Here is a 21,227-nt window from a genome sequence, read left to right on the forward strand (position 1 = left end):
CGTTTCTTTATGTTGATGGTATGTTGAACTTCCATCATGGCGCATTACGACGCCGTATTAAAGGGGGAGGAGACCATCTCATCACCCTACCGGTTCGTCACTCCCTGACGGGGCGATATGTAATGTGCATCACCCCTGGTAGGGTGCGCATTGCGCACCAAATAATAAAGGATATAAATAAACAACATCATGAATAAAGACATACAAATCACCATCACCCAACCCGATGACTGGCATCTACACCTGCGTGATGGCACCCTGTTGCAACAGGTGGTGCAACACACCGCCGCACAGTTTGCTCGTGCCATCATCATGCCTAACCTTAAACCACCGATGACAACGACCGAGGTGGTACTCGCCTATCGGCAACGTATCCTTGATGCCCTGCCAGCCAACAATCAGTTTCAGCCCCTGATGACCCTCTACCTCACCGAGACCATGAGCCCGGATGAGATCCATCGCGCCCAACAAAGTGGCCATATCTATGCCGCCAAGCTCTATCCAGCCGGTGCCACCACCAATTCCAGTGACGGTGTACGCGATCCAGCCAATATTTATCCCGTACTGGAGGCGATGCAAAAGGCCGATATGCCTCTACTCATCCACGGCGAGGTCACCGATCCCGAGGTCGATGTATTTGACCGCGAGGCCGTCTTTATCGAACGCCACCTGCTCGATATTGTCAAAAACTTCCCCGCATTACGCATTGTGCTGGAACACGTTACCACGCGTGAAGGTGCCCACTTTGTGCGTGACGCATCAGCCAACATAGCAGCCACCATCACTCCACAACACCTGTTGTTAAATCGTAACGCCTTATTTCAGGGCGGTATAAAACCGCATAATTACTGCCTACCCATACTCAAACGAGAAACCCATCGTCAGGCATTACTGGATATTGTCACCAGCAGACACCCACGCTTCTTTGCCGGCACCGACAGCGCACCCCATAGCCGTATCAACAAGGAATCTGCTTGTGGCTGTGCCGGCATCTATTCCGCTCATGCCGCCATCGAACTCTATGCCGAGGCGTTTGAGAACATTAACGCATTGGATAAACTAGAGGGATTCCTGAGCTTTTATGGTGCAGACTTTTATCGCCTACCCAGAAATAGTGGTGAGATCACTTTATACAAGGAAGATTGGGAGGCACCCGCATCCTATCCTGTGGATGGTGAAGAGATCATCCCCTTCCGTGCAGGTGAGAAAATTCGTTGGAAACTGTAGAACGAAGAGCAACCCTCGTACGCATCAAAGAAGAAATAACCTCAAGAGGGATTTTAATTTAGTCTCCTTTAAACTTGCACAATCTGCATAAGCTTTTCATAGCTGCTTACAACATCATATTTCACCTGATCCGATGTGATTTTTTTGAAGAATTTCTTGGCACATTTTATTTTGACGTTTTCTATTTCTTTAAGCTGCAAAGAACTCATTGTGCCCTTGGTTTCTGCAATGAAATACACGTGCTTTACAGTGCCGTCTTTAAATGAAATAGCCCAATCCGGGTTATAGCTACCAACCGGGGTTGGTATTGAAAATCCTCGTGGCAGTTTTGCGTAGACAACCACCTCAGCACTGTTATCAAGTTCTTGTACAAACCTTGTTTCAATTTTAGAATCCGTGAACACATAGTCGTAAATATGCTGATTGACTGGTATTGCCTTACTGAAATCTTCTTTTGGTTTTTCGGCTGTGAATATTTCCGTATCATAGACTTCATCTAAAGGGTCATAAGACAGGTGTTCTATAATTGTTGTGGCTTTCTGTTCATTGATAAGTTCAGATACCTTTGAAATAAAATCCTCGGGATTAGTTCGATATAACCCGAAAACAGCCACGTTCATTTGTTTTAATATGCTGGCAATCGTCCGTCTAGTGAGTTGAGTATTTTCTGAAATCTGACCTATCAGGTCATATCTTACCGATGATTTAATTGAATCATTGTATGTTTCCGTAGAAGTTTCAGAAACTTTGAATGCTGTTCCATCCTTGATGTTTTCATAGGTAGACTTATCTGTTTGTGTCCCTGCTTCAATAACATATTGCAAAGGCGATATTTTTAACCCACCTTTTTCATTGAGTGCCTTTACGCATTTTTCAATAAGCTCGTTTGAATCAAAGTCTACTGCATATACTGCTTTGCGATTAATTTTATTCCAAAGCTGCTGAAACTCTTTTTTATCAAAATTTGCATTAAGAGGGTTTTCTTTTGCTTTACGTCCATCTTCAATATCAGGCAGTAAAGAGGCACTAAAGACACCACTAATCAAGTGATGAATTTCTTCTGTATAAGGTTTTAGGTCTTGGGGTAATTCAGCAAGCTTCCCTTCACGCTTAGCCTCATGATAACCCTCCACGATCATATCGTTATCATCTGTGTAGTCATTTTTAAGAAGATAACGGTAAATTTTCTTTGCCATTTGATCATCAATTTTCAGGCTACCATCCTTTGTTTTAATAGATTTACCCTGAAAATAATCTTCATTAGCGGCTTTAGGACGCGCCGAAAGTGAATCGGCTGTTTCTTTAAGCAGTGCCTTTACAAAATCTTTATAACTTTCATTTGCAACAACGGTTAGCACGTTAATCTGATGAACATTCAATGGATTATCCATGCGTTCACCATTTTGATTAACCGCAAGGCGAAGACCACGACCAAGCTCTTGCCGTCTTGTAATCGTGTTGTCGTAATTCAGGTTTTTAAGCTGGCAGATATTAAATACATTCGGATTATCCCAACCTTCTCGTAACGCGGAATGAGAAAAAATAAATCGTACTGGTTCATCCAATGATAGAAGCCTTTTCTTGTCCTTCAATATCAGGTCATAGGCATCCACATCATCAGAAGCCTCAGCGCCCCGTTTCACTGTGGAGTTTATAAATTTTTTCTTTTTATCTTTGGAAAAATATCCCTCATGTGTTTTTTCTGTCGCAATATTCTTAAGGTACGTGTTATAAGTCGAGCCTTTATCATTCAAGCCTTCTAATGATAAAACCTCGTTCAAATATTGATTATATTCTTCTTCAAATATCTTAGCGTACTCTCCACGCATGTCTTCTTGATTATCGTAATCCCGATATTTAGCCACCTCATCAATAAAGAAAAGCGATAAAACCTTTAGTCCCTGATGAAAAAGCACCTGTTCTTTGTCAAAATGGGCTTTAATGGTTTCTCTTATTTGAATACGCCGCAAAGCTTCTTCATTAACATCCCCGATGGCATCGCCAACGGTAAGCTCAACACCANNNGGTGAAGCTCAGCGTATCCTTAACGGCATCAATATCAGAAACAACAAAGCCTCTGTATTCTTCTAAACCCTTAGATTCATCGAATAGATTAATACCTTTACCAATTTTCCGAACAATGCGTTTAATACCGTTGTTTTGTTTAATCTCAAATTCAACACGCGCCACAGGGGGCTTTGTAGACGAAACCTCAATGGATTGCAGGTAGAGATAGGCATTAGTCCCACTTAATCCTTTAATCGATATTCCGCGTACAGCAATCTTTTTAACTAGCTTCTGGTTATAGGCATCCAGGGCATCAAGGCGGTGTATCTTATTATGTTCTGTTCTATGTGTGGCGGAATATCGTAAAGTAAACAATGGCTCAAACTCAGCAAGAGATTCCATCGTTTTCTTGCCTTCCATTTTCTGTGGCTCATCCAGAATAAGTATCGGGCGGTTCTTTTTAATCACATCAATGGGGCGGCGAGATTGAAAATCATCAAGCTCCATATAAATACGGCGCGCATCTTTACCGCGTGCTGCAAAGGCTTGCACGTTGATAACCATGACATTAATGCCTGCATCAGATGAATAGTTTTCAATCTCGTGAAGAGATTTTGAATTATAGATAAAAGCTTTGGCGCGTTTCCCATATTCTTCTAAAAAGTGATCTGCCATACCATCAAAGGATTGATAGACACCCTCACGAATAGCAATACTCGGCACTACCACGATGAATTTATTCCAGCCGTAACGCTTGTTCATCTCGAACATGGTTTTAATGTAGCAATAGGTTTTCCCTGTTCCTGTTTCCATTTCTATATCGAGATTAATAGCGCAGGATTTTGTTTTCACTAACTCATCTGAAATAGGTAAGTTTTGCTTTTGCTGGACATTTTGAACATTGGTGAATATTTGTGCAGGTATCAGCATGAGATCAGAGTTTTTAAACCCGTCAGTCAATATACTGGCTTGGCTTTGCCCCGTATCATCCACTTCCCGCCCCGGATCAATACGGTACGACAAAGAAGAGAGCTTGGGTTGACCTGCAAAGCAATCTACCACAGCATCTACAGCCTCGGCTTGATAAGGAAGTTGCTTAAATTTTAGGTTCTTCATACTATCCTTCATTTTTTAACCACGAAATACACGAAACACACCCCACAAATTTTCTTGGTTTTTTGAGCATTATCTGTCAAATCTTTCTCACTTTTACAGGCATCTGTATCAATATTAATCTAATAACATCAATCAGTTAGAAACAACCCTTCTCAAATCTCTCTCAAATCTCTCTCATTTAACACGCGTTAACCGCCACTCTGGGGCAGCCTTTGAACCAGCATTATAAATAATGTCTGCCATTCGTAACTGCGTGAGAAGATGGCCAACTTTTGTTTTTTTCTGCTTATCACTTAAAACATCACTGAGTTTTTCATACAGAATATCGTCAATCTCCTTTCTTGATGCTTTACTAAATTTTTCTAAATATTCAGTAATCAACTTTTTGTAATACCCATCACCCAACGAGCGAGTCCGAATATAATCTGCTTTACTAGAGGTCGCACTGGCAATACGCGCAGCAACATGAAGGTTTGGCTTACGCCCCTCAATCAACTTGTCTCGGCGCAGTTGTTTAATGACATCGTCTGAAATCTTTAGTTTCTTTTGCACTCGGTCAAGCGCCAAAACACTCTCGAAAGTTAATTTTTCTTCTTGCATCAGCAATTGACTGTAAGCAGGGTCTACAACCCCACCATGAAGAGTCAAGCTAACAGAGTTTGTATCAGACACATCATAATCTGGCATAGGTAAGTAACGTTCGGCTTGTTTGCTGTGCATTTGATGAATGCCATACCCCATCGTATCAATCATATTCAACTCAGCCATTGCCTGCACCAAAAAAGGATTACGGTAACGGTGTGGCGTTTTTTCATTCAGAATATAATCTTCGGGTTTACCTTCAAAAAAACTTCCCACATTTTCAAGAACGAGCCTATCGTTCTTCTCTGTCACAATAATACGGCCATAAAGTGAATAGTCCTGGTGAGCGATACAGTTATGGAGTGCTTCTAGTACAATTTTCTGATCGTATTTTGAGACCTCATAAGGCAAAAGTTCATCAAATGGCAACAAACGAAGCTGAATATTGCGAATGCGTTGGTAGAGTAAAGACGTGTTCAACATAAATGGCAGGCTGAAATGCTCATAGGCTTGTTCCTCCCCTACAAGTTTCCATGTCATTTGTGCTGGATGTGGAGAAAGCAGGTACGCTGACTCTGGTTTGCCAAGCAACAGAATCGCCGTGCGCGTCATTTTTCCACCCTGTGTTAACTTTGCACGGTCTAAAAATGTGCTATCAGACCATTCTTCCACTTCATCAGGAGTAAAACGGTTGGCATGTTTTAAAATAAAAGCGGCACGCGCCCTTTGTATAGCGACCGGATCTAAATCACCAAGGGAAGCGTTAGCTACAATTTGCGCCGACCAATCAGTAGCCAATGTTTGTTGACGTATGCTATCGAGTTTATCCAACCCAAGATTTGTTAGGCTCTCCCCTGCACGCGCATAATAATGCCCCTTCCATGCGATAGGCATACCTCGTGGCGCTGGTGGAATTTCGAATAAAATGACGCGCCTGGCAGAAACATCTAATTCATGGATATGACGGAACGTGACACCAGGTGCTGTATTTTCAGCAATTTGCATTTTCAGACTTTGCAAACGTTCTGGCTCAGGGCGATATCCTGTTCCTACCACCGTTCTTGATTCGTTATTAACGCCAAAAACAAGCCATGCTTTTTCAATGCCTCGCAAATTAGCTTCGTTAGACAGGGCAGAGAAATATTTCCCAATATCATTGGTGGAAAAGCCATCTCCTGCCTGCTTAAATTCCACCACTTCATTTTCCCAAGTGGCTATTAAGCTATCCAGCGTTGTCTGTAGATCGTTTGCGTTCATGCTATATCCTTTATCTCCTTAAATTACCTTAATATCAGTTGCTGGTGATTTAAGTTTAAATATTTGCTCGACATTGATTTTTACAGCATCACTGGTAAAGCCATCATCACGGAATACAACCCGTAAAGGTTGTTTTTCGGCAAGCTTTTTAACAAAGTCTTCGTTTATGTCTTTGTCAAAACAAGCTGCCAAAGCATTGCCATCCACAAAGAATACTTCCTTGCCATCAATTTCTTCTCGGTTAATGGGCATAGATAAATCCACACCCCAATCTAGTAATATTTGGAACAGCAAGTCTTCTGAAGATCTGTCTGTTTTAATATTCCCAACCTGTTCTTCAAACATATCAGGGTGTGCTTCATCAGGGGATAAGGTGACATCAACCATGTTTGAGCTATCTATTTTGAAAACACGAAAACCTGTATCGAGGTTTTCTATGCCTTCTTTATCGATATTGTCTTCCTTGATTTTCTTTCCAGCACGACGAATACGTTCTTTTGATATTTCAGCGATATTTTTATAACCCGCGTTAAAGGCTTCGGACGTTTCATCGGTTTCTTCGGGAAGCTGCACAGAAATACATTTACGGCTTCCTCCATCCTCAGCATTAAGCTGCATGGTGGCGTGGGAAGTTGTCCCTGATCCAGTGAAGAAATCTAGTACAAGATCCTCTTCTCTAGCACCAATTTGAATAAGTTTCTTAATCAAATCAACAGATTTCGGAAAACTCATTACAGCTGACCCAAGTAATTCCTTAATTATTTTTCTGCCATAGTCATTGTTAATTTTTTTATCTAACCACAGAGACTTAACTAATGTAGTTGCCGTTTTGCCATCTTCATCAAGCAAATAATCTTTACGATAAACCCTCCAGCCATCTCCTGTTTTTTCAGCTATCAATAAATGGTTTTCTTTAACAACTTTTTCTTTCCCCCAAGTCCAACATGTTTTTACTCCGTCTGGCGTATCTGGCCATATTTCATCGACAAAAATGTCACTTTCTTCAAGGGAAACGTGACCTGTTAACTGTTCTATATATAAGGGATAATAAAGTTTTGGACGAGTCTTTGGATTAAACGCCTGATTCCGGTTTCTCAACCCAGTTAATCTATGTTGCCCGATATCGTCCGTCTTATTGTATTCCTTTACCATTCGACCTTCTTTTTGCATTCCAAAGATCGAATCTTCATTCATATAATCTTTCACAAAGACCAAAACTGTTTCATGTGTTTTTGCAATAAATTTATCAAGGTTTCTCCCCCGAGGATTAAGCTGGACAGAGATTTGAGCTACGAAGTTGGCTTCTCCAAATATTTCATCACAAAGTTTTTTTAAGTTTGATTGTTCATTATCATCAATGGAGATGAAAATAACTCCATCATCGCGCAATAGGTTTCGAGCCAGTTTTAGTCTGGGATATACCATGGAAAGCCAATCAGAATGGTAACGACCATTGCTATCGGGATTAGCAACAAGACGGCCACCTTCTTCATCGCGCTGACCGGACGCTTCATCATATTCGCCTTTATCAACCGTAAAATTATCATTATAGATAAAATCATTACCTGTATTGTAAGGCGGGTCGATATATATCATTTTGATTTTATCGAGGTAAGTTTCCTGCAATAGCTTTAATGCATCAAGATTATCGCCTTCAATAAATATATTCTTGGTGGTGTCGAAATCTACACTCTCATCACGACATGGGCGTAGAGTTTTTGAAATGGGCGTATTCGCTGTAACTAATGCTTCACGTTTGCCCGGCCAATTCAGGCTATAACGCTCCTGCTGACCTTCAACGATGGTATCGGAAAACTCTTGGCGCAGAGTATCAAAATCAATAGCGTATTCTAAATCGCCTTTGTCATTTTTCTTTTCAGTCACACAACTGGGAAATAATTCAGCTAGCCTGGCGATATTCTGAACAACAAAATTTTTGCTCTGCATTTTTAATTTATCCATTATTGCTCTCCTTCCATCTTTTTAATGCTGCTGTCTGCTGTTAACAGGCGCATTTGATGGATAGCGGTTTTATTCAACAATTTTAATCGCTCAGCCTGCGCTAGTTCCTGCTGGATTAAATGGGCGTTGAGGTTTTCAAGGTTAGCCAGGCAAACTAATTGTGACATATTGGCAAAATCACGGATATTTCCTTTGTCATCAGGATGCACATCCCGCCATTGTTTTGCTGTTTTTCCAAAAAGAGCCATGTTCAAAAGGTCTGCTTCGATAGAATAGACCAGATTAACCTGCTGTTTGCTTAGCTCGGGTGGAATGAGGTTTTCTTTGATGGCATCGGTGTGAATACGGTAGTTGATTTTAGTTAAGTTGCGTTTTATATCCCAACCGAGTTGATTTTGTTCATGCTTTTTAAAGCGTTGAAACTCTTTAATGAGATAGAGTTTAAATTCCACGGATACCCAGGAGGCAAATTCAAAGGCAATATCCTTGTGGGCGTAGGTTCCGCCATAGCGTCCAGATTTAGAAATAATACCTACTGCATGGGTGAGGTTGTGCCATTTGGTCGGGGTCATCACAAAAGCATTACTGCCAGCCTCGTTTTTAACCGCCTCGAATTCGACACGGTTAAAATCCGGATTATTCAAATGCTCCCATAGTCCAAGAAACTCTATGGTAAAACGGGTGCGCATCCAATTTTGAATAATAAATCTCGGATCATCCGGATTTTTATGTTTAGCAATGTCAGTCAGTGAAATATAATCCTCTTTTTGCACGTTTTGTACACGGACAGTCTCACTTAGAACCTGCATTTCCCTGTTTTTACCCATCTATCAAACTCCTTACTCCGGTCTTCAGCTCATTGAGTGTACGATTAAGCTCCACGCGTCGGTTAAATTGTTTTTCTCTATTCATGCGTACTTCCAACTTTTTAGCTTCTTTATCCTTAGCTATCACTTGCTCCATCCGTTCTATATGACTTTCTAAACTTTCATTCTCTCGCGGTTTTAATGGTATTAATTCACGCAGGATACGCTCATATAAAGTTGACAAGTTAAGCACCACAGGCAATTTTTGTCGCTCAATACCTGCTGGCAACCAATCTGTTTCAAAATATTCTTCACTTGTAACCCATTTGCTTGCATCTGCTTCGCCTGGGCGTTTGTATGTCGCAATCACTTTTATTTTATCTGCATAAGTTAGGTGAAATATAATTGGGTGCGCAATGGATTTATCAATACATCGTAAAATATTCACGTCTAAATTTTCTGTTTTTGAAACCACCTCAAAAACTTCTATTTCTTTAACCTTTTCTGTTTCAGATAAATTGGTTGTTTTCGGTGCGAGCTTATATTGCCAGATTATTTTCCCAACTTGCGATACGAACGCTTCCTGTATTTTACGACTTGGCTTTACTCGATCATAAATCTTGTTTTTGGCGACTATACGACCAAACCCTGCCTGTTTTGGGTAGTCATATAATACGCTCATCAAACCTTACCTTCCTGCACCACCAGAAAGTTAATCAGCTCAAAATCATCAAGCTCTGCAACCGTATCAATTAAAACGGTCGTGCGCTCACCGCTAAAGAGACTATCAATGTCCTTATCTTCATTGAGATCAATAATTGAGCCTATCGTCTCTTTCAGCAGACTTGAATAGGCACTCATATCTCGACCATCATCTGTTTCCTGATTAAACAGCCGACAAATATCATCCAGTGGTTTGCTTTGACCTTTGCAGGTGCTTCTTACTAAATCCAGAAGTTTTTTAATCTCACTGTGGTTTGCAATAATTTCACCATCATTGGCAATATAAACCATATAGTACGGATGTAGGCGGTTATGCTGGTTGATATTGACGCTTTGATTACGATTACGAAGGGTAAAGATAACACCGGGATTTAATCCCTTGTCTGGTGTTGCGGGAACAACGGCGTGCATACCATTAGGGATGTTAGACATATCGCCGTGGTCTTTTATGTAACCTAAAAGATCCATACGGAAATCATTCAAGCCAAGGTCGGTTATGGATACCCCTGTTTTGAGGTCTTCCATTTCGATCACCTCTTCTTGCAGGCGTTTTAATTGGTCTTTGCGGTAAGAAACATCACTTGAGTCATTGTTTAATTGGGCATTGAGCGGGTTGTCATCTGCCGTTGCTGACATATCCGCAATAACCATGCGGCTTTCTACACGTTCTTTAAGGTTGATATATTCATCAAGTGAAATGTCAGGCCAATAATTCATGAGCTGGATAGTGGAATTGATAGAGCCGATACGATCAATCCGACCAAAACGCTGAATGATGCGCACGGGGTTCCAAACGCGTATATAGAAAAGCATGAAGCTGCTATTTTCAGCTTTGAGCTTTTTTGTATTTCCTGCTTTATATTATCGCCAAGTAGATGATTTATATTGTCAATTATTTCCATAGTTTCACTTATGTCTTTATATCTGACATTACACCCTTGGTTAGTTTCTCTACTTCATCCTTTCGGAATCGCCAACTACCGCCCACCTTGAAGCCGGGAAGTTTACCCTCCGCCGCAAGGCGATAAGCTGTCTTCTCTGCTAGCTTTAAGTATTTGGCGACCTCTTTTAAGGTCAAAATTTCGTCTGTCATCGTTTCTTTCACCTGAATACCAGATGAGAGAATAAAGGAAAATCGGGGGGTTAACAATATTCAATCAAAAGTAATCTTATGATTAGTAAACACTTATATTAATTTGATCAAGCCGCACCGTATCGTTTAATACCACAAATAGAAATTCATTCACGGCATACACTTCAGAAACCCTCCATTCCTATCCACCTTTAAGTATCGTTATTAACAAGATAAAAATTAAAATGAATTTGTATTCAACCCTCTCTCCCCGTATCCTGTATAACTATGAATGAAACCAAGCTCAAGCCACGTATGGCAACCCGTTTCCGTAGTTATCTACCCATTGTGGTCGATATCGAGACCGCTGGCTTTAATGCCAAAACCGATGCTATGCTGGAATTTGCGGCGGTTATTATCAAGATGGATGAAAATGGCAAGCTCTATCGGGGTGCCACCCACTCTGCCCATATCGAGCCTTTTCCCGGTGCTAATCTAGATCAAAAATCACTGGAATTCACGGGCATTGACCCCTTTCACCCCTTCCGTATGGCAAAACCCGAAGCCGATGCATTGCGTGCAATATTCCAGCCCATCCGCAAATCCATCAAGGATCAGGGCTGCACCCGCGCCATTATGGTGGCGCATAATCCAGCATTCGATATTGCCTTCCTCAACGCAGCCATAGAACGCAACCAGATCAAACGCAGTCCCTTCCACCAGTTTAGTAGCTTTGATACCGCAACACTCGGTGGTCTGGCTTATGGACAAACTGTGCTGGCCAAGGTTGCCAAGGCGGCGGGGATGGAATGGGATAGTGAGCGCGCCCATTCTGCCGTTTATGATGCAGAACAGACTGCCGAGCTATTTTGTACCATTGTTAACCGTTGGGATAAAACCAATGACAGCGTACACCATGAAGGCCCCCGATTTGCCAACGAGGCCTAGCAAGTTGAATAAAACCTAATTGACAGGAAATAATAATATGTCCCTCTTCACTGAAAAAGCCGAACAGATTCGCCAGGCCCATGCCGGTCTCATCCATCGCGTTGTTATCGAATGCAACAACCCCGGTGCCGTCAATGACCTTGAATCCATCCTGAAAGAGGCTGAGGCCAATGAATGGAAAATACTGGTCATGCTAATTCGTAAGATCCTTAGTGGTGACCGTAATGAGACCCTGCTTCAAAACCTGGATGAAGAAGATCATATCATTATCAAATCCATTCTCAGTGGGCTACAGGATCCCGCCACACTGCCCGACCTGGATCAGAACATCAGCCCTGAACTGGCCGCACCGGGAATTGCCTCTATCGTCCATGCCGCACGCACAGGTAATGAGGGTGCTCTGCAACTCATTGGTCAAATGGCAACACAGATGTCTCATGCAGGTGGTGAGATGGCGCGTATTGCGGCACTGGTACGCCCATTGGTAACGGGTGAACGTGATGAGGCGGTATTATGCAAAGGACTCAATGAGGATGGTAGCAAACTGGTTAAGCGTATCCTCGAAGAGCTACTAAAGCTTGAAGAGGCTGTAACCGAGTAACCACGTTCGATGTTTTTCAGAAAAAATAGCCTCTCCCAACCTCAGGTCATGGCCGCGATTGATCTGGGTTCCAATAGTTTTCACATGATTATCGTCCGGGTAACCGGGCAGGATATACAGGTCATTGATCGACTACGTGAGATGGTTCGCCTGGGTTCCGGCCTGGACAAACGCAACCGACTCAATGAAACAACACAGGTACGCGCACTCGAATGTCTGCAACGATTCGCTCAACGTCTGGCGGACATCCCCCCAGCCAATATTCGTATTGTCGGCACCAATACCCTGCGCAAGGCGATCAACGCTCAACAATTCCTCAGCCGTGCCGAGGCCACCCTCGGTCACTCCATTGATATTATTAATGGCATTGAAGAGGCGCGACTGATCTATCTCGGGGTTTCACATAATCTCCCGGAGGATGAAAAACGCCATCTAGTCATTGATATTGGTGGTGGCAGCACAGAATTAATCATCGGTGAACGCTTCAGACCCATCACCATGGAAAGCCTGTTTATGGGCTGCGTCAGTATGACAAAACGTTTCTTCAAAGATGGCAAGATCAGCAAGAAACGCCTGCACAAAGCACATATACATGCACTACTCAAGCTGGAAGATATTCAGCAACAGTACTGTGATATTGGCTGGGATATTGCCATTGGTGCCTCAGGCAGTGCACGTGCTATTGCCGGGGTCATCAGTGCCGAGGAATGGTCAACAGAACATATCACCGCTAAATCACTCAGCAAGATGAAGGAACATATCCTTGCCTGTACACATATTGATGAACTGAAACTGAATGGTCTTGATGAGGATAGACAACCTGTCTTTGTCGGCGGTTATATCGTATTACATGCCATCTTCGAGGCATTACACCTCAAGAAGATGATCGTCTCTGATGGTGCCTTACGCGAGGGATTGATCTTCGAGGCTCTGGGACGAATTAACCAGGAAGATGTACATCAACAAACCATTACCAATCTGTGTAAACGCTATCATATTGATGTTGAACATGCCGACTCAGTTGAACAAACCGCACTACAACTGCTTAATAGCACAGCTAAATCATGGCACTTGCAGGGTGAAGAACACCGTAATCTATTAGGGTGGGCTGCCCAACTACACGAGATGGGTCTGACCATTGCCCACTCCAGCTATCACAAGCACAGTGCCTACCTGGTTGAACACTCCAACATGCCCGCCTTTACACTCAAGGAACAACAGATCCTGGCACTCATAATTCGTTATCATCGTCGTAAGATAAACCCTGATGCCTTTGCCTCATTAGCGGACAAAAGTCATCATCCTATTATCTATTTGTGCATCCTGTTACGACTAGCCATTAAGTTTCAGCGCAGTCGATCACATCAACCGCTACCCAAGTTAACCATCGAGACAGAGGATAAAAAATTGACTCTAGGTATCCCTGCTGCCTGGATCGAGGAACATCCATTGACGATGACTGATCTTGAGCATGAAAAGGAATACCTGAAGAAGCTGGATTTCAAACTACGTTTGAAACCACAATAAAGTGTAAAAAAAACACTAAAACCATAAATAGCTATAATTTCATTATAAAACAATGCATTATGATAACAATTTAATGTCTTTTATCATTAAGATATGTCGATATAGATTACACTTACTGAAAATCCTAATTTGATAAAATTATAAAAAAATAATAACCCATTGAAATAAAAGATAAAAAAATAAGTGGCATCAATAATGCTAATAAAACCAGTAAGGGACTGTCGCATGACATAGAGAGGGTGGACTAATAACAACCTACTGCTAAGGAGGGATTCTCTATGATATCTCAATTAACAAGTACCAAGGGCAAGACGCTATCTTGTCTTATCATCGCAGCAGGGATGTCGGCCACGTCATCTATTGCCTACGCTGTAGCCGCCCAACCCTATGTAACACCAAGACCTTCCGCAATACCAATGCCAGGTTTAAGCATTCCTGATCCAACGCAAGTTACCGGTAAAGAATACTCAAACAATACTGATGAAGACTTTATCGGAGTACCCGACCCCATGCAGGTCCTTAACTGGGATGGTCTTGGCGGAGTCACAGATGGTGTTGATTTCGGCACTGAATACGAAGTTGATGCCATCGCCAATGCTGGTGATCTGCTATTTAACTCGGTTATTAGCAATAACTCAGCATTGCTCTATTCAACAGCGGCTGATGGTAATATTTATTCTCACGGCATCACTGGCGCATCGGGTCTATGGGCAACTCCACCTGTAATTAATGCCAACCACGCCCCTTATGATGTTGATGGTCTGGAGGTCTGGGGTGCTGATCAGCCGGGTGACAGTGACCGTTATTCGATTGCAGGTGATCTTTTTGGCGAATCGGTCTATGACGCAGCGGGCATAGGTATCATATCAACTGTTGATATTGCAACGGCCATTGGAATACCCAGTATGTACGGTCAGGTCGATCTTGATGCCCTTATGTTCAATAGTACCGGCACCAATAGTTTCGATATACTATTCAGTATTGCACCTATCGCCGGAATATTTGACGGTGGTGAGATCTGGACATGGAGTAGTGGTGCCGCTGTAGCAGCCTTCCTGAATCAGGGGGGGCATGTATGGGATACAATACATTGTGTTGTATGTGAATACGACAGTGTAACTGAAAACATCAATGCACTGGAGGCAGTATCTTCAGTACCGGTACCCGCTGCGGTATGGCTATTCGGTTCCGGTCTGCTGGGTTTGATAGGTGTTGCCCGCAGGAAGAAATAACATTTAGAGCGGGTGTTGCTGACATAAGAAGGGGCGGGTACATCATACACCGCCCCTTTTTTTACGCCTGATTTTTGGTGCGTGGTACGCACCCTACCGAATGTGAAATTGTTTGGGTAGGGTGTGCATTGCGCACCATTATTGGCGAAAAATGGCACCCTACTCGGGGACAATACCTGAATCAGCAGCTAGTTTATCTAACAAAATCATCTGTGCTGAACGCGGCTTCTGACTGCCCTGTTCAACCCGCTTGTACTCACCATCTGCCTGCAACTGCCAGGCCTGCATATTATCCGACAGGAATGGCATCAATCCTTCCTTAATCACACGTTCCTTAAGCTTTTGATCCTCAATCGGGAAACACGCCTCAACACGGCTATACAGATTACGATTCATCCAGTCGGCACTGGAGCAAAACACCAATGGGTCATCCTCGTTCTGAAAGTAAAATATACGCGTATGTTCAAGAAAACGTCCAACAATCGAACGCACCTGGATATTCTCGGAAACCCCCGGCACCCCTGGACGTAAACAACAGATACCTCGCACAATCAGATCAATCTTCACGCCTGCCTGTGATGCCTCATACAAAGCACGAATAATTTTACCTTCCACGATGGCATTCAACTTGGCAATAATACGGGCGGGCTTACCGGCTTTGGCATTCGCTGTTTCAGTTTCAATCAGAGTGATAATACCCTTGTGCAAGGTAAAGGGTGATTGTAACAACTTCTTCAACCGGGTCGCCTTGCCCAGACCTGTCAACTGCACAAATAAACGATGCACATCCTCAGCAATTGCCTTATCACAGGTCATCAAACCAAAATCGGTGTAAACCCTGGCAGTACCGGCATGATAGTTTCCGGTACCCAGATGCACATAGCGGCGGATACTACGGCTCTCGCGCCGTACAATCAGCAACATCTTGGCATGAGTTTTATAACCGACAACTCCATACACTACATGCGCCCCGGCATCCTGCAAACGAGTGGCCAATTCAATATTAGCCGCTTCATCAAAACGCGCACGTAATTCAACAACAACGGTCACCTCTTTACCCGCCTTGGCGGCTTCCACCAGGGCATCCACCAGTGATGATTCATTACCCGCACGATACAAGGTTTGTTTGATCGCCAATACCTTCGGGTCATTGGCAGCCTGTCGCACCAGACTGATCACAGGTGCGAAAGACTCATAGGGATGATGCAATAACAAGTCACCTTCTGTAATGGCTGCAAACAAATCCGTAGTCCCCTTAATCCTTTTATTAAACCCTGGTGTGAATGGTGCATATTGCAGATCGGGGCGTTCAATCAGACTTTGCATCTCCATCAATCGACTCAGATTAACCGGGCCATTGACCTGATAAAGATCATCCTCCTCCAACCTGAATTTCTTCAACAGAAAGCGAGCCATCTCATCATCACAATTATCCGCCACCTCAAGCCGGACGGCATCGGTTAAGCGCCGTGATGTCAATTCACCCTTGATCGCCATCATCAGATCATCAACATATTCTTCCACAAACAGGTCACTATCACGCGTCACCCGAAATTGATAACAACCAATGACATTCATACCCGGAAATAATTCACTGGCATGGGCATGAATAATTGAGCTTAAAAACACATAGCTATCCGATTCTGCAATATCCCCTGGTATACGAATCAGACGCGGCAAACTACGCGGCGCATGCACGATAGCGATACGCGAATCACGCCCAAAGGCATCCTTGCCTTCCAGTGAGATGATAAAGTTGAGACTCTTGTTTACCACCCGTGGAAACGGGTGTGCTGGATCCAGCCCAAGAGGACTCAACACCGGCAACAATTCATTATTAAAGTAACGTTTGATCCATGCCGTCTGTTTTTCGTCCCATTGTGAACGACGCAGAAAATGAATATCCTGTTTTGCCAGCGCCGGGATCAACTCCTCATTCCACACCCGATATTGCTCATCCATCAAGGCATGCGCTTCTTTACTGATTTGTTGCAGTGATTGCTCCGGTGTTAATTCATCGGCATCACCACTCCCGGACTCAAGCATGGCGCGATGTTTTAAACCAGCGACCCGAATCTGAAAAAACTCATCCAGATTGCTGCTCAGAATACATAAAAACCGCAGACGTTCCAGCAATGGCACTGACTCATCTCTTGCCTGCTGCAACACCCGTTTCTGGAATTGCAGCACACTGAGTTCACGATTGATATAAAGATCCGGGTTCTTCAAAGTCATTACTATTAATCCTGCTATTACTTACTATCCTGATAAATGTGTATAGTATATACCTGAACACAGACAAAGCTAAGGATACATTATGTTTGAAGTAGCGGAGTTAACTCACAAGGTAAACAAGGCGGATTATCAAGCACAACTACCCGCACTTCGAACAGCATTACTCGAGGCACAAGCAGCCCTGAAGGATGTCGACTTTCCCGTTATCATTCTCATCTCAGGCGTTGATGGCGCGGGTAAGGGAGAGACCGTCAATATCCTCAATGAGTGGATGGATCCACGTTATATCCGTGCCTTCTCCTTCGGCCCGGAGAGCGATGAAGAACGTGAACGACCCGAGTTCTGGCGTTACTGGCGTTCCTTACCACCGAAGGGACATATCGGTCTCTATGTCGGTTCATGGTATAGCAAGCCCATCGCCGAATGTGCCCGCAAGGAATTGTCCCTAGCCGACTTTGATGCCAACCTCAAACGCATTCGTGCCTTTGAAAGCATGTTGGTAGAAGATGGTGCGTTGATCATCAAGTTCTGGCTTCATCTTAGTGAAGAGGCGCAAAAAAAGCGCCTGGATAAACTGAAAAAAAATCCTGAGACAAGTTGGCGTGTAACCCAACAGGATCTACACCATCTAAAGACCTATAAAAAATTTGCCACTATCGCTGAACGTTCTCTGCGAGAGACCAGCACAGGTGCAGCACCCTGGGTAATTCTTGATGGCAGAGATGCCCGTTACCGTAGCCTGACGGTTGGTCAACACGTGCTTGAAAGAATCAATCAACATTTAACTGATAACACATTAGAAGAAAAAGCCCCTGCTCAACCTCACCTGAGACCCATTGTACCATCCCCTGTCGATCATCAGAATATCAGCGTACTGGGTGCATTGAACCTTGATCAGACCTATACCAAGAAAGAATACAGTGAACTTCTGGCTCGCTACCAGGCACAGGCAGGCAAACTAACCCGCAAAGCTATTGAACAGAAGGTTTCCACCATCATGCTATTTGAGGGCTGGGATGCTGCTGGTAAAGGTGGACTGATCAGGCGTTTTATTCAACCCATGGATGCACGCCACTATCAGGTCATTCCCATCGCTGCTCCCACCGATGAAGAAGCGGCTCACCATTATCTATGGCGTTTCTGGCGGCACATCCCGCGTGCAGGGGACATCACCTTCTATGATCGTAGCTGGTATGGTCGTGTACTGGTAGAGCGTGTTGAGGGCTTTAGTTCACAGAAAGTGTGGATGCGAGGCTATTCCGAGATTAATGATTTTGAGGAACAACTCACTGAAAGAGGTATTCTATTACTTAAATTCTGGGTTCATATCAGCAAGGAAGAACAACTAATACGTTTTAAGGCGAGAGAGAAAATCCCGTTTAAAAAATACAAGATCACAGAAGAGGATTATCGCAACAGAGAACAATGGGATGCCTACGAACATGCCGTTAACGATATGGTCGAGCGCACCAGTACCGAATATGCCCCCTGGCACCTTATTGCGGGCAATGACAAACGCTTTGCCCGCATCAAGGCACTCAAGATTTATTGCAAACAGTTGGAAAAAATCCTAAAGAATTAAGAGCACCACTAGGCATCAGCCTTGGCGGCATCGGCCTTAGCAGTAGCGGCTTCCATCATCTTCTTCAGTTCACCACTCTCATGCAATTCAAGGGTAATATCACAGCCGCCAATCAACTCACCATCAATATAGACCTGGGGAAAGGTGGGCCAATCAGCATAACGTGGCAGATTCTGAAATACTTCAGGATCAGCCAGTATATTGACATAGGCAAATGGCACACCACAGGCCTGCATTGCCTGTGAGGTACGACTGGAATAACCACATTGTGGCATTTGAGGGGTTCCCTTCATAAAGACAATAATCGGGGTGCCTTCAACGGCCTCTTTAATACGTTCTAATACATCCATAACAACTCAACCTTACTTGGTTCAAAAAATAATCTGCGCGTAGGATAACTGATTTCAATACCATACAGCAATACCCCACAAGAGAGGTATGGTATCCATTGATGGATTAATGGTGCGTGGTACGCACCCTACCTGCACCCATCCACATTTTGTTGTAGCCAATACTCCAACAAAGCCAGATGCCACAACTTACTGCCCTGAATACGTGTCATATATCGCTCAGGGTCAGCCAGCATCTTGTCCACATAAGGCCGTTGATAGATCCCGCGTTCCCGACAGGCACTGGAGTTCAATATGTCCTGCATAAAATCATAGAATTCCCCACGCACATACTTTAATGCCGGCACCGGGAAATAACCCTTAGGTCGATCAATCACCGCATCCGGCAAAATGCCACGAGCGATAGATTTAAGGATATGTTTGCCGCCTGACTTAAACTTGTACTGTGGCGGCATACTCGCCACCAGCTCCACCAAATTCTGATCCAGAAAAGGTACCCGTGCCTCTAACCCCCAGGCCATCGTCATATTATCCACGCGCTTAACCGGATCATCGACAATCAGGGTGGTCACATCAAAACGCAACACCTGATCAATAAATTCATCGGCATCGGGCAACCCCAAACGTTCTGCAACTAATTGAGCGGTATAATCCTCACCTTGCAGATCAGGATGAATCATTGACAAATATTCATCATGGTCACGATCAAAATAGTGCTGACGAAAGCGTTCCAACGGTGAACCATTGCTCTCATTCATCCTTTGATACCAGAAATAACCGCCAAACACCTCATCGGCTCCCTGCCCACTCTGCACCACCTTGACCTCACTGGAGACCTGTTCAGCCAACAGATAAAAAGCCACCGCATCCTGACCCACCATAGGTTCAGCCATCTGGGTAACGGCCTCAGGCAAACGCCGCAGCACCTCATTATTCGGAATACGATATTTACAATGGCGAGTACCATAATAGTCGACTACCTGATCCGAAAACTCGAATTCACTACCCGCCTCCTCCGGCATATCTTCAAAACCCACCGAGAAGGTACGCAAATCCGATACACCCGCCTCAGCCAGTAGTGCCACCAGTAGACTGGAATCCAACCCCCCCGACAACAACACGCCTACCGGCACATCGGCAATCGCCCGACGACGTTTCACAGCCGACAACAGCGATTCCCTGATTGCCTCAATCCATTCCCCTTCACTCATTGACTGCTGTGGACGCTGCGCCTTGAGTCGCCAGTAACATCGTTTATCTTCTCGACCATCGACAAACACAGTCATGCTATGACCCGGTTCCAATTTACGAATCCCTTGCATCAGGGTGCGTGGTGCAGGCACCACGGCATGCAAGGAAAAATGATGGTGCAATGCCATCGAATCAATCGCCGTATCGATCCCGGTCGTTGCCAACAATGCCTGTGTATTAGAGGCAAAACGTATAAATTGATCGTTCTTACTGTAATAAAAGGGCTTGATGCCAAAACGATCCCGCGCCATAAACAGACACTGACGTTTAACATCCCAGAGGGCAAAGGCAAACATCCCGTGCAGACGTTTAACACAGTCCTCACCCCAGGCAGCATAGGCCTTAATGATGACCTCGGAATCCCCGTGTGAAAAAAAGTGATAACCCAGGCCCTGGAGTTCTTCACGTAGCTCGGGGTAGTTATAGATAGTACCATTAAATACCAAGGTCAAATTCAGACCACTATCGACCATCGGTTGATTAGCATGTGAAGACAGATCGATAATGGCCAGACGCCGATGCCCCAACGCCACCGGTCCATCACTATGCACACCCTCATGATCCGGCCCACGTCTTGCCAGCAACGGCATCATCCGCGCAACTATCGACAGATCCGATGTCGTACCATCCAGTCTTAATTCACCACATATTCCACACATAAATTATCCTAGTGTTGGTGCGTAATACGCACCCTACCAATTACACTCATCATCATTTTCTTACGGCCGGTAGGGTGCGCACTGCGCACC

At 44.0% G+C, this 21,227-nt stretch carries 13 protein-coding genes and 3 pseudogenes; 6 read left to right on the forward strand and 10 right to left on the reverse strand.

Features of this window, described 5'->3' with window-relative positions; translation table 11 throughout:
• Window positions 1–189 precede the first annotated feature (189 nt).
• On the forward strand, window positions 190–1,227 hold the full coding sequence (gene pyrC, locus GXP22_08910) for a dihydroorotase (protein NOX09588.1): 1,038 nt from the start codon (window positions 190–192) through the stop codon (window positions 1,225–1,227).
• 68 nt (window positions 1,228–1,295) lie between these two features.
• On the opposite strand, the pseudogene GXP22_08915 reads toward pyrC, so the two are convergent.
• The 7 genes and pseudogenes from GXP22_08915 to GXP22_08945 all read right to left on the reverse strand — a co-directional run bounded on the left by GXP22_08915 (window position 1,296) and on the right by GXP22_08945 (window position 10,773).
• Window positions 1,296–4,350, reverse strand: a pseudogene (locus tag GXP22_08915) (DEAD/DEAH box helicase family protein).
• A 174-nt stretch (window positions 4,351–4,524) separates the two neighbouring features.
• Entirely contained in the window at window positions 4,525–6,189 is a 1,665-nt protein-coding gene (locus tag GXP22_08920; protein ID NOX09589.1) for a transcriptional regulator, read from the reverse strand.
• An 18-nt stretch (window positions 6,190–6,207) separates the two neighbouring features.
• Window positions 6,208–8,151 carry a site-specific DNA-methyltransferase gene (locus GXP22_08925; protein NOX09590.1) on the reverse strand — a complete coding sequence of 648 codons (1,944 nt, stop codon included), beginning with the start codon at window positions 8,149–8,151 and terminating at the stop codon, window positions 6,208–6,210.
• A complete protein-coding gene (locus GXP22_08930; protein NOX09591.1) occupies window positions 8,151–8,978 on the reverse strand; it encodes a KilA-N domain-containing protein in 828 nt (275 codons plus the stop codon). Before GXP22_08930 ends, GXP22_08925 begins: the two co-directional genes overlap by 1 nt.
• Entirely contained in the window at window positions 8,971–9,639 is a 669-nt protein-coding gene (locus tag GXP22_08935) for a DUF4391 domain-containing protein (GenBank protein NOX09592.1), read from the reverse strand. The genes GXP22_08930 and GXP22_08935 overlap by 8 nt, the downstream gene beginning before the upstream one ends.
• Window positions 9,639–10,472, reverse strand: a pseudogene (locus GXP22_08940) (SWF/SNF helicase family protein). Before GXP22_08940 ends, GXP22_08935 begins: the two are co-directional and overlap by 1 nt.
• A 118-nt stretch (window positions 10,473–10,590) precedes the next feature.
• Window positions 10,591–10,773, reverse strand: a complete 183-nt coding sequence (locus tag GXP22_08945; GenBank protein ID NOX09593.1) for a helix-turn-helix domain-containing protein — start codon at window positions 10,771–10,773, stop codon at window positions 10,591–10,593.
• A 267-nt stretch (window positions 10,774–11,040) separates the two neighbouring features.
• Here GXP22_08945 and rnt point away from each other — a divergent pair, with 267 nt between their 5' ends.
• The 4 genes and pseudogenes from rnt to GXP22_08965 all read left to right on the forward strand — a co-directional run bounded on the left by rnt (window position 11,041) and on the right by GXP22_08965 (window position 15,060).
• On the forward strand, window positions 11,041–11,700 hold the full coding sequence (gene rnt / locus GXP22_08950) for a ribonuclease T (protein ID NOX09594.1): 660 nt from the start codon (window positions 11,041–11,043) through the stop codon (window positions 11,698–11,700).
• A gap of 37 nt (window positions 11,701–11,737) precedes the next feature.
• Window positions 11,738–12,301, forward strand: a complete 564-nt coding sequence (locus GXP22_08955) for a hypothetical protein (GenBank protein NOX09595.1) — start codon at window positions 11,738–11,740, stop codon at window positions 12,299–12,301.
• 9 nt (window positions 12,302–12,310) lie between these two features.
• The gene (gene ppx, locus GXP22_08960; protein ID NOX09596.1) at window positions 12,311–13,828 is read left to right on the forward strand and encodes an exopolyphosphatase; all 1,518 of its coding nucleotides are present in this window, start codon (window positions 12,311–12,313) and stop codon (window positions 13,826–13,828) included.
• 1,142 nt (window positions 13,829–14,970) lie between these two features.
• Window positions 14,971–15,060 (forward strand): annotated as a pseudogene (locus tag GXP22_08965) (VPLPA-CTERM sorting domain-containing protein).
• A 159-nt stretch (window positions 15,061–15,219) separates the two neighbouring features.
• Here GXP22_08965 and ppk1 read toward each other — a convergent pair.
• Window positions 15,220–17,295, reverse strand: a complete 2,076-nt coding sequence (ppk1, locus tag GXP22_08970; protein ID NOX09597.1) for a polyphosphate kinase 1 — start codon at window positions 17,293–17,295, stop codon at window positions 15,220–15,222.
• 82 nt (window positions 17,296–17,377) lie between these two features.
• On the opposite strand from ppk1, the gene pap reads away from it, so the two are divergent.
• The gene (gene pap, locus GXP22_08975; protein NOX09598.1) at window positions 17,378–18,877 is read left to right on the forward strand and encodes a polyphosphate:AMP phosphotransferase; all 1,500 of its coding nucleotides are present in this window, start codon (window positions 17,378–17,380) and stop codon (window positions 18,875–18,877) included.
• A gap of 8 nt (window positions 18,878–18,885) precedes the next feature.
• Here the strand turns inward: pap and grxD are convergent, their stop codons facing one another.
• Together grxD and GXP22_08985 are read right to left on the reverse strand one after the other, a co-directional pair.
• Window positions 18,886–19,227: a Grx4 family monothiol glutaredoxin gene (grxD, locus tag GXP22_08980; GenBank protein ID NOX09599.1), complete on the reverse strand. Its 342-nt coding sequence runs from the start codon at window positions 19,225–19,227 to the stop codon at window positions 18,886–18,888.
• Between the two features lie 128 nt (window positions 19,228–19,355).
• Complete coding sequence (locus GXP22_08985) at window positions 19,356–21,137, reverse strand: N-acetylglutaminylglutamine amidotransferase (GenBank protein NOX09600.1); 1,782 nt, start codon at window positions 21,135–21,137, stop codon at window positions 19,356–19,358.
• Between the last annotated feature and the right edge of the window lie 90 nt (window positions 21,138–21,227).

This window comes from Gammaproteobacteria bacterium, from assembly GCA_013151035.1.
GTDB lineage: Bacteria > Pseudomonadota > Gammaproteobacteria > JAADJB01 > JAADJB01 > JAADJB01.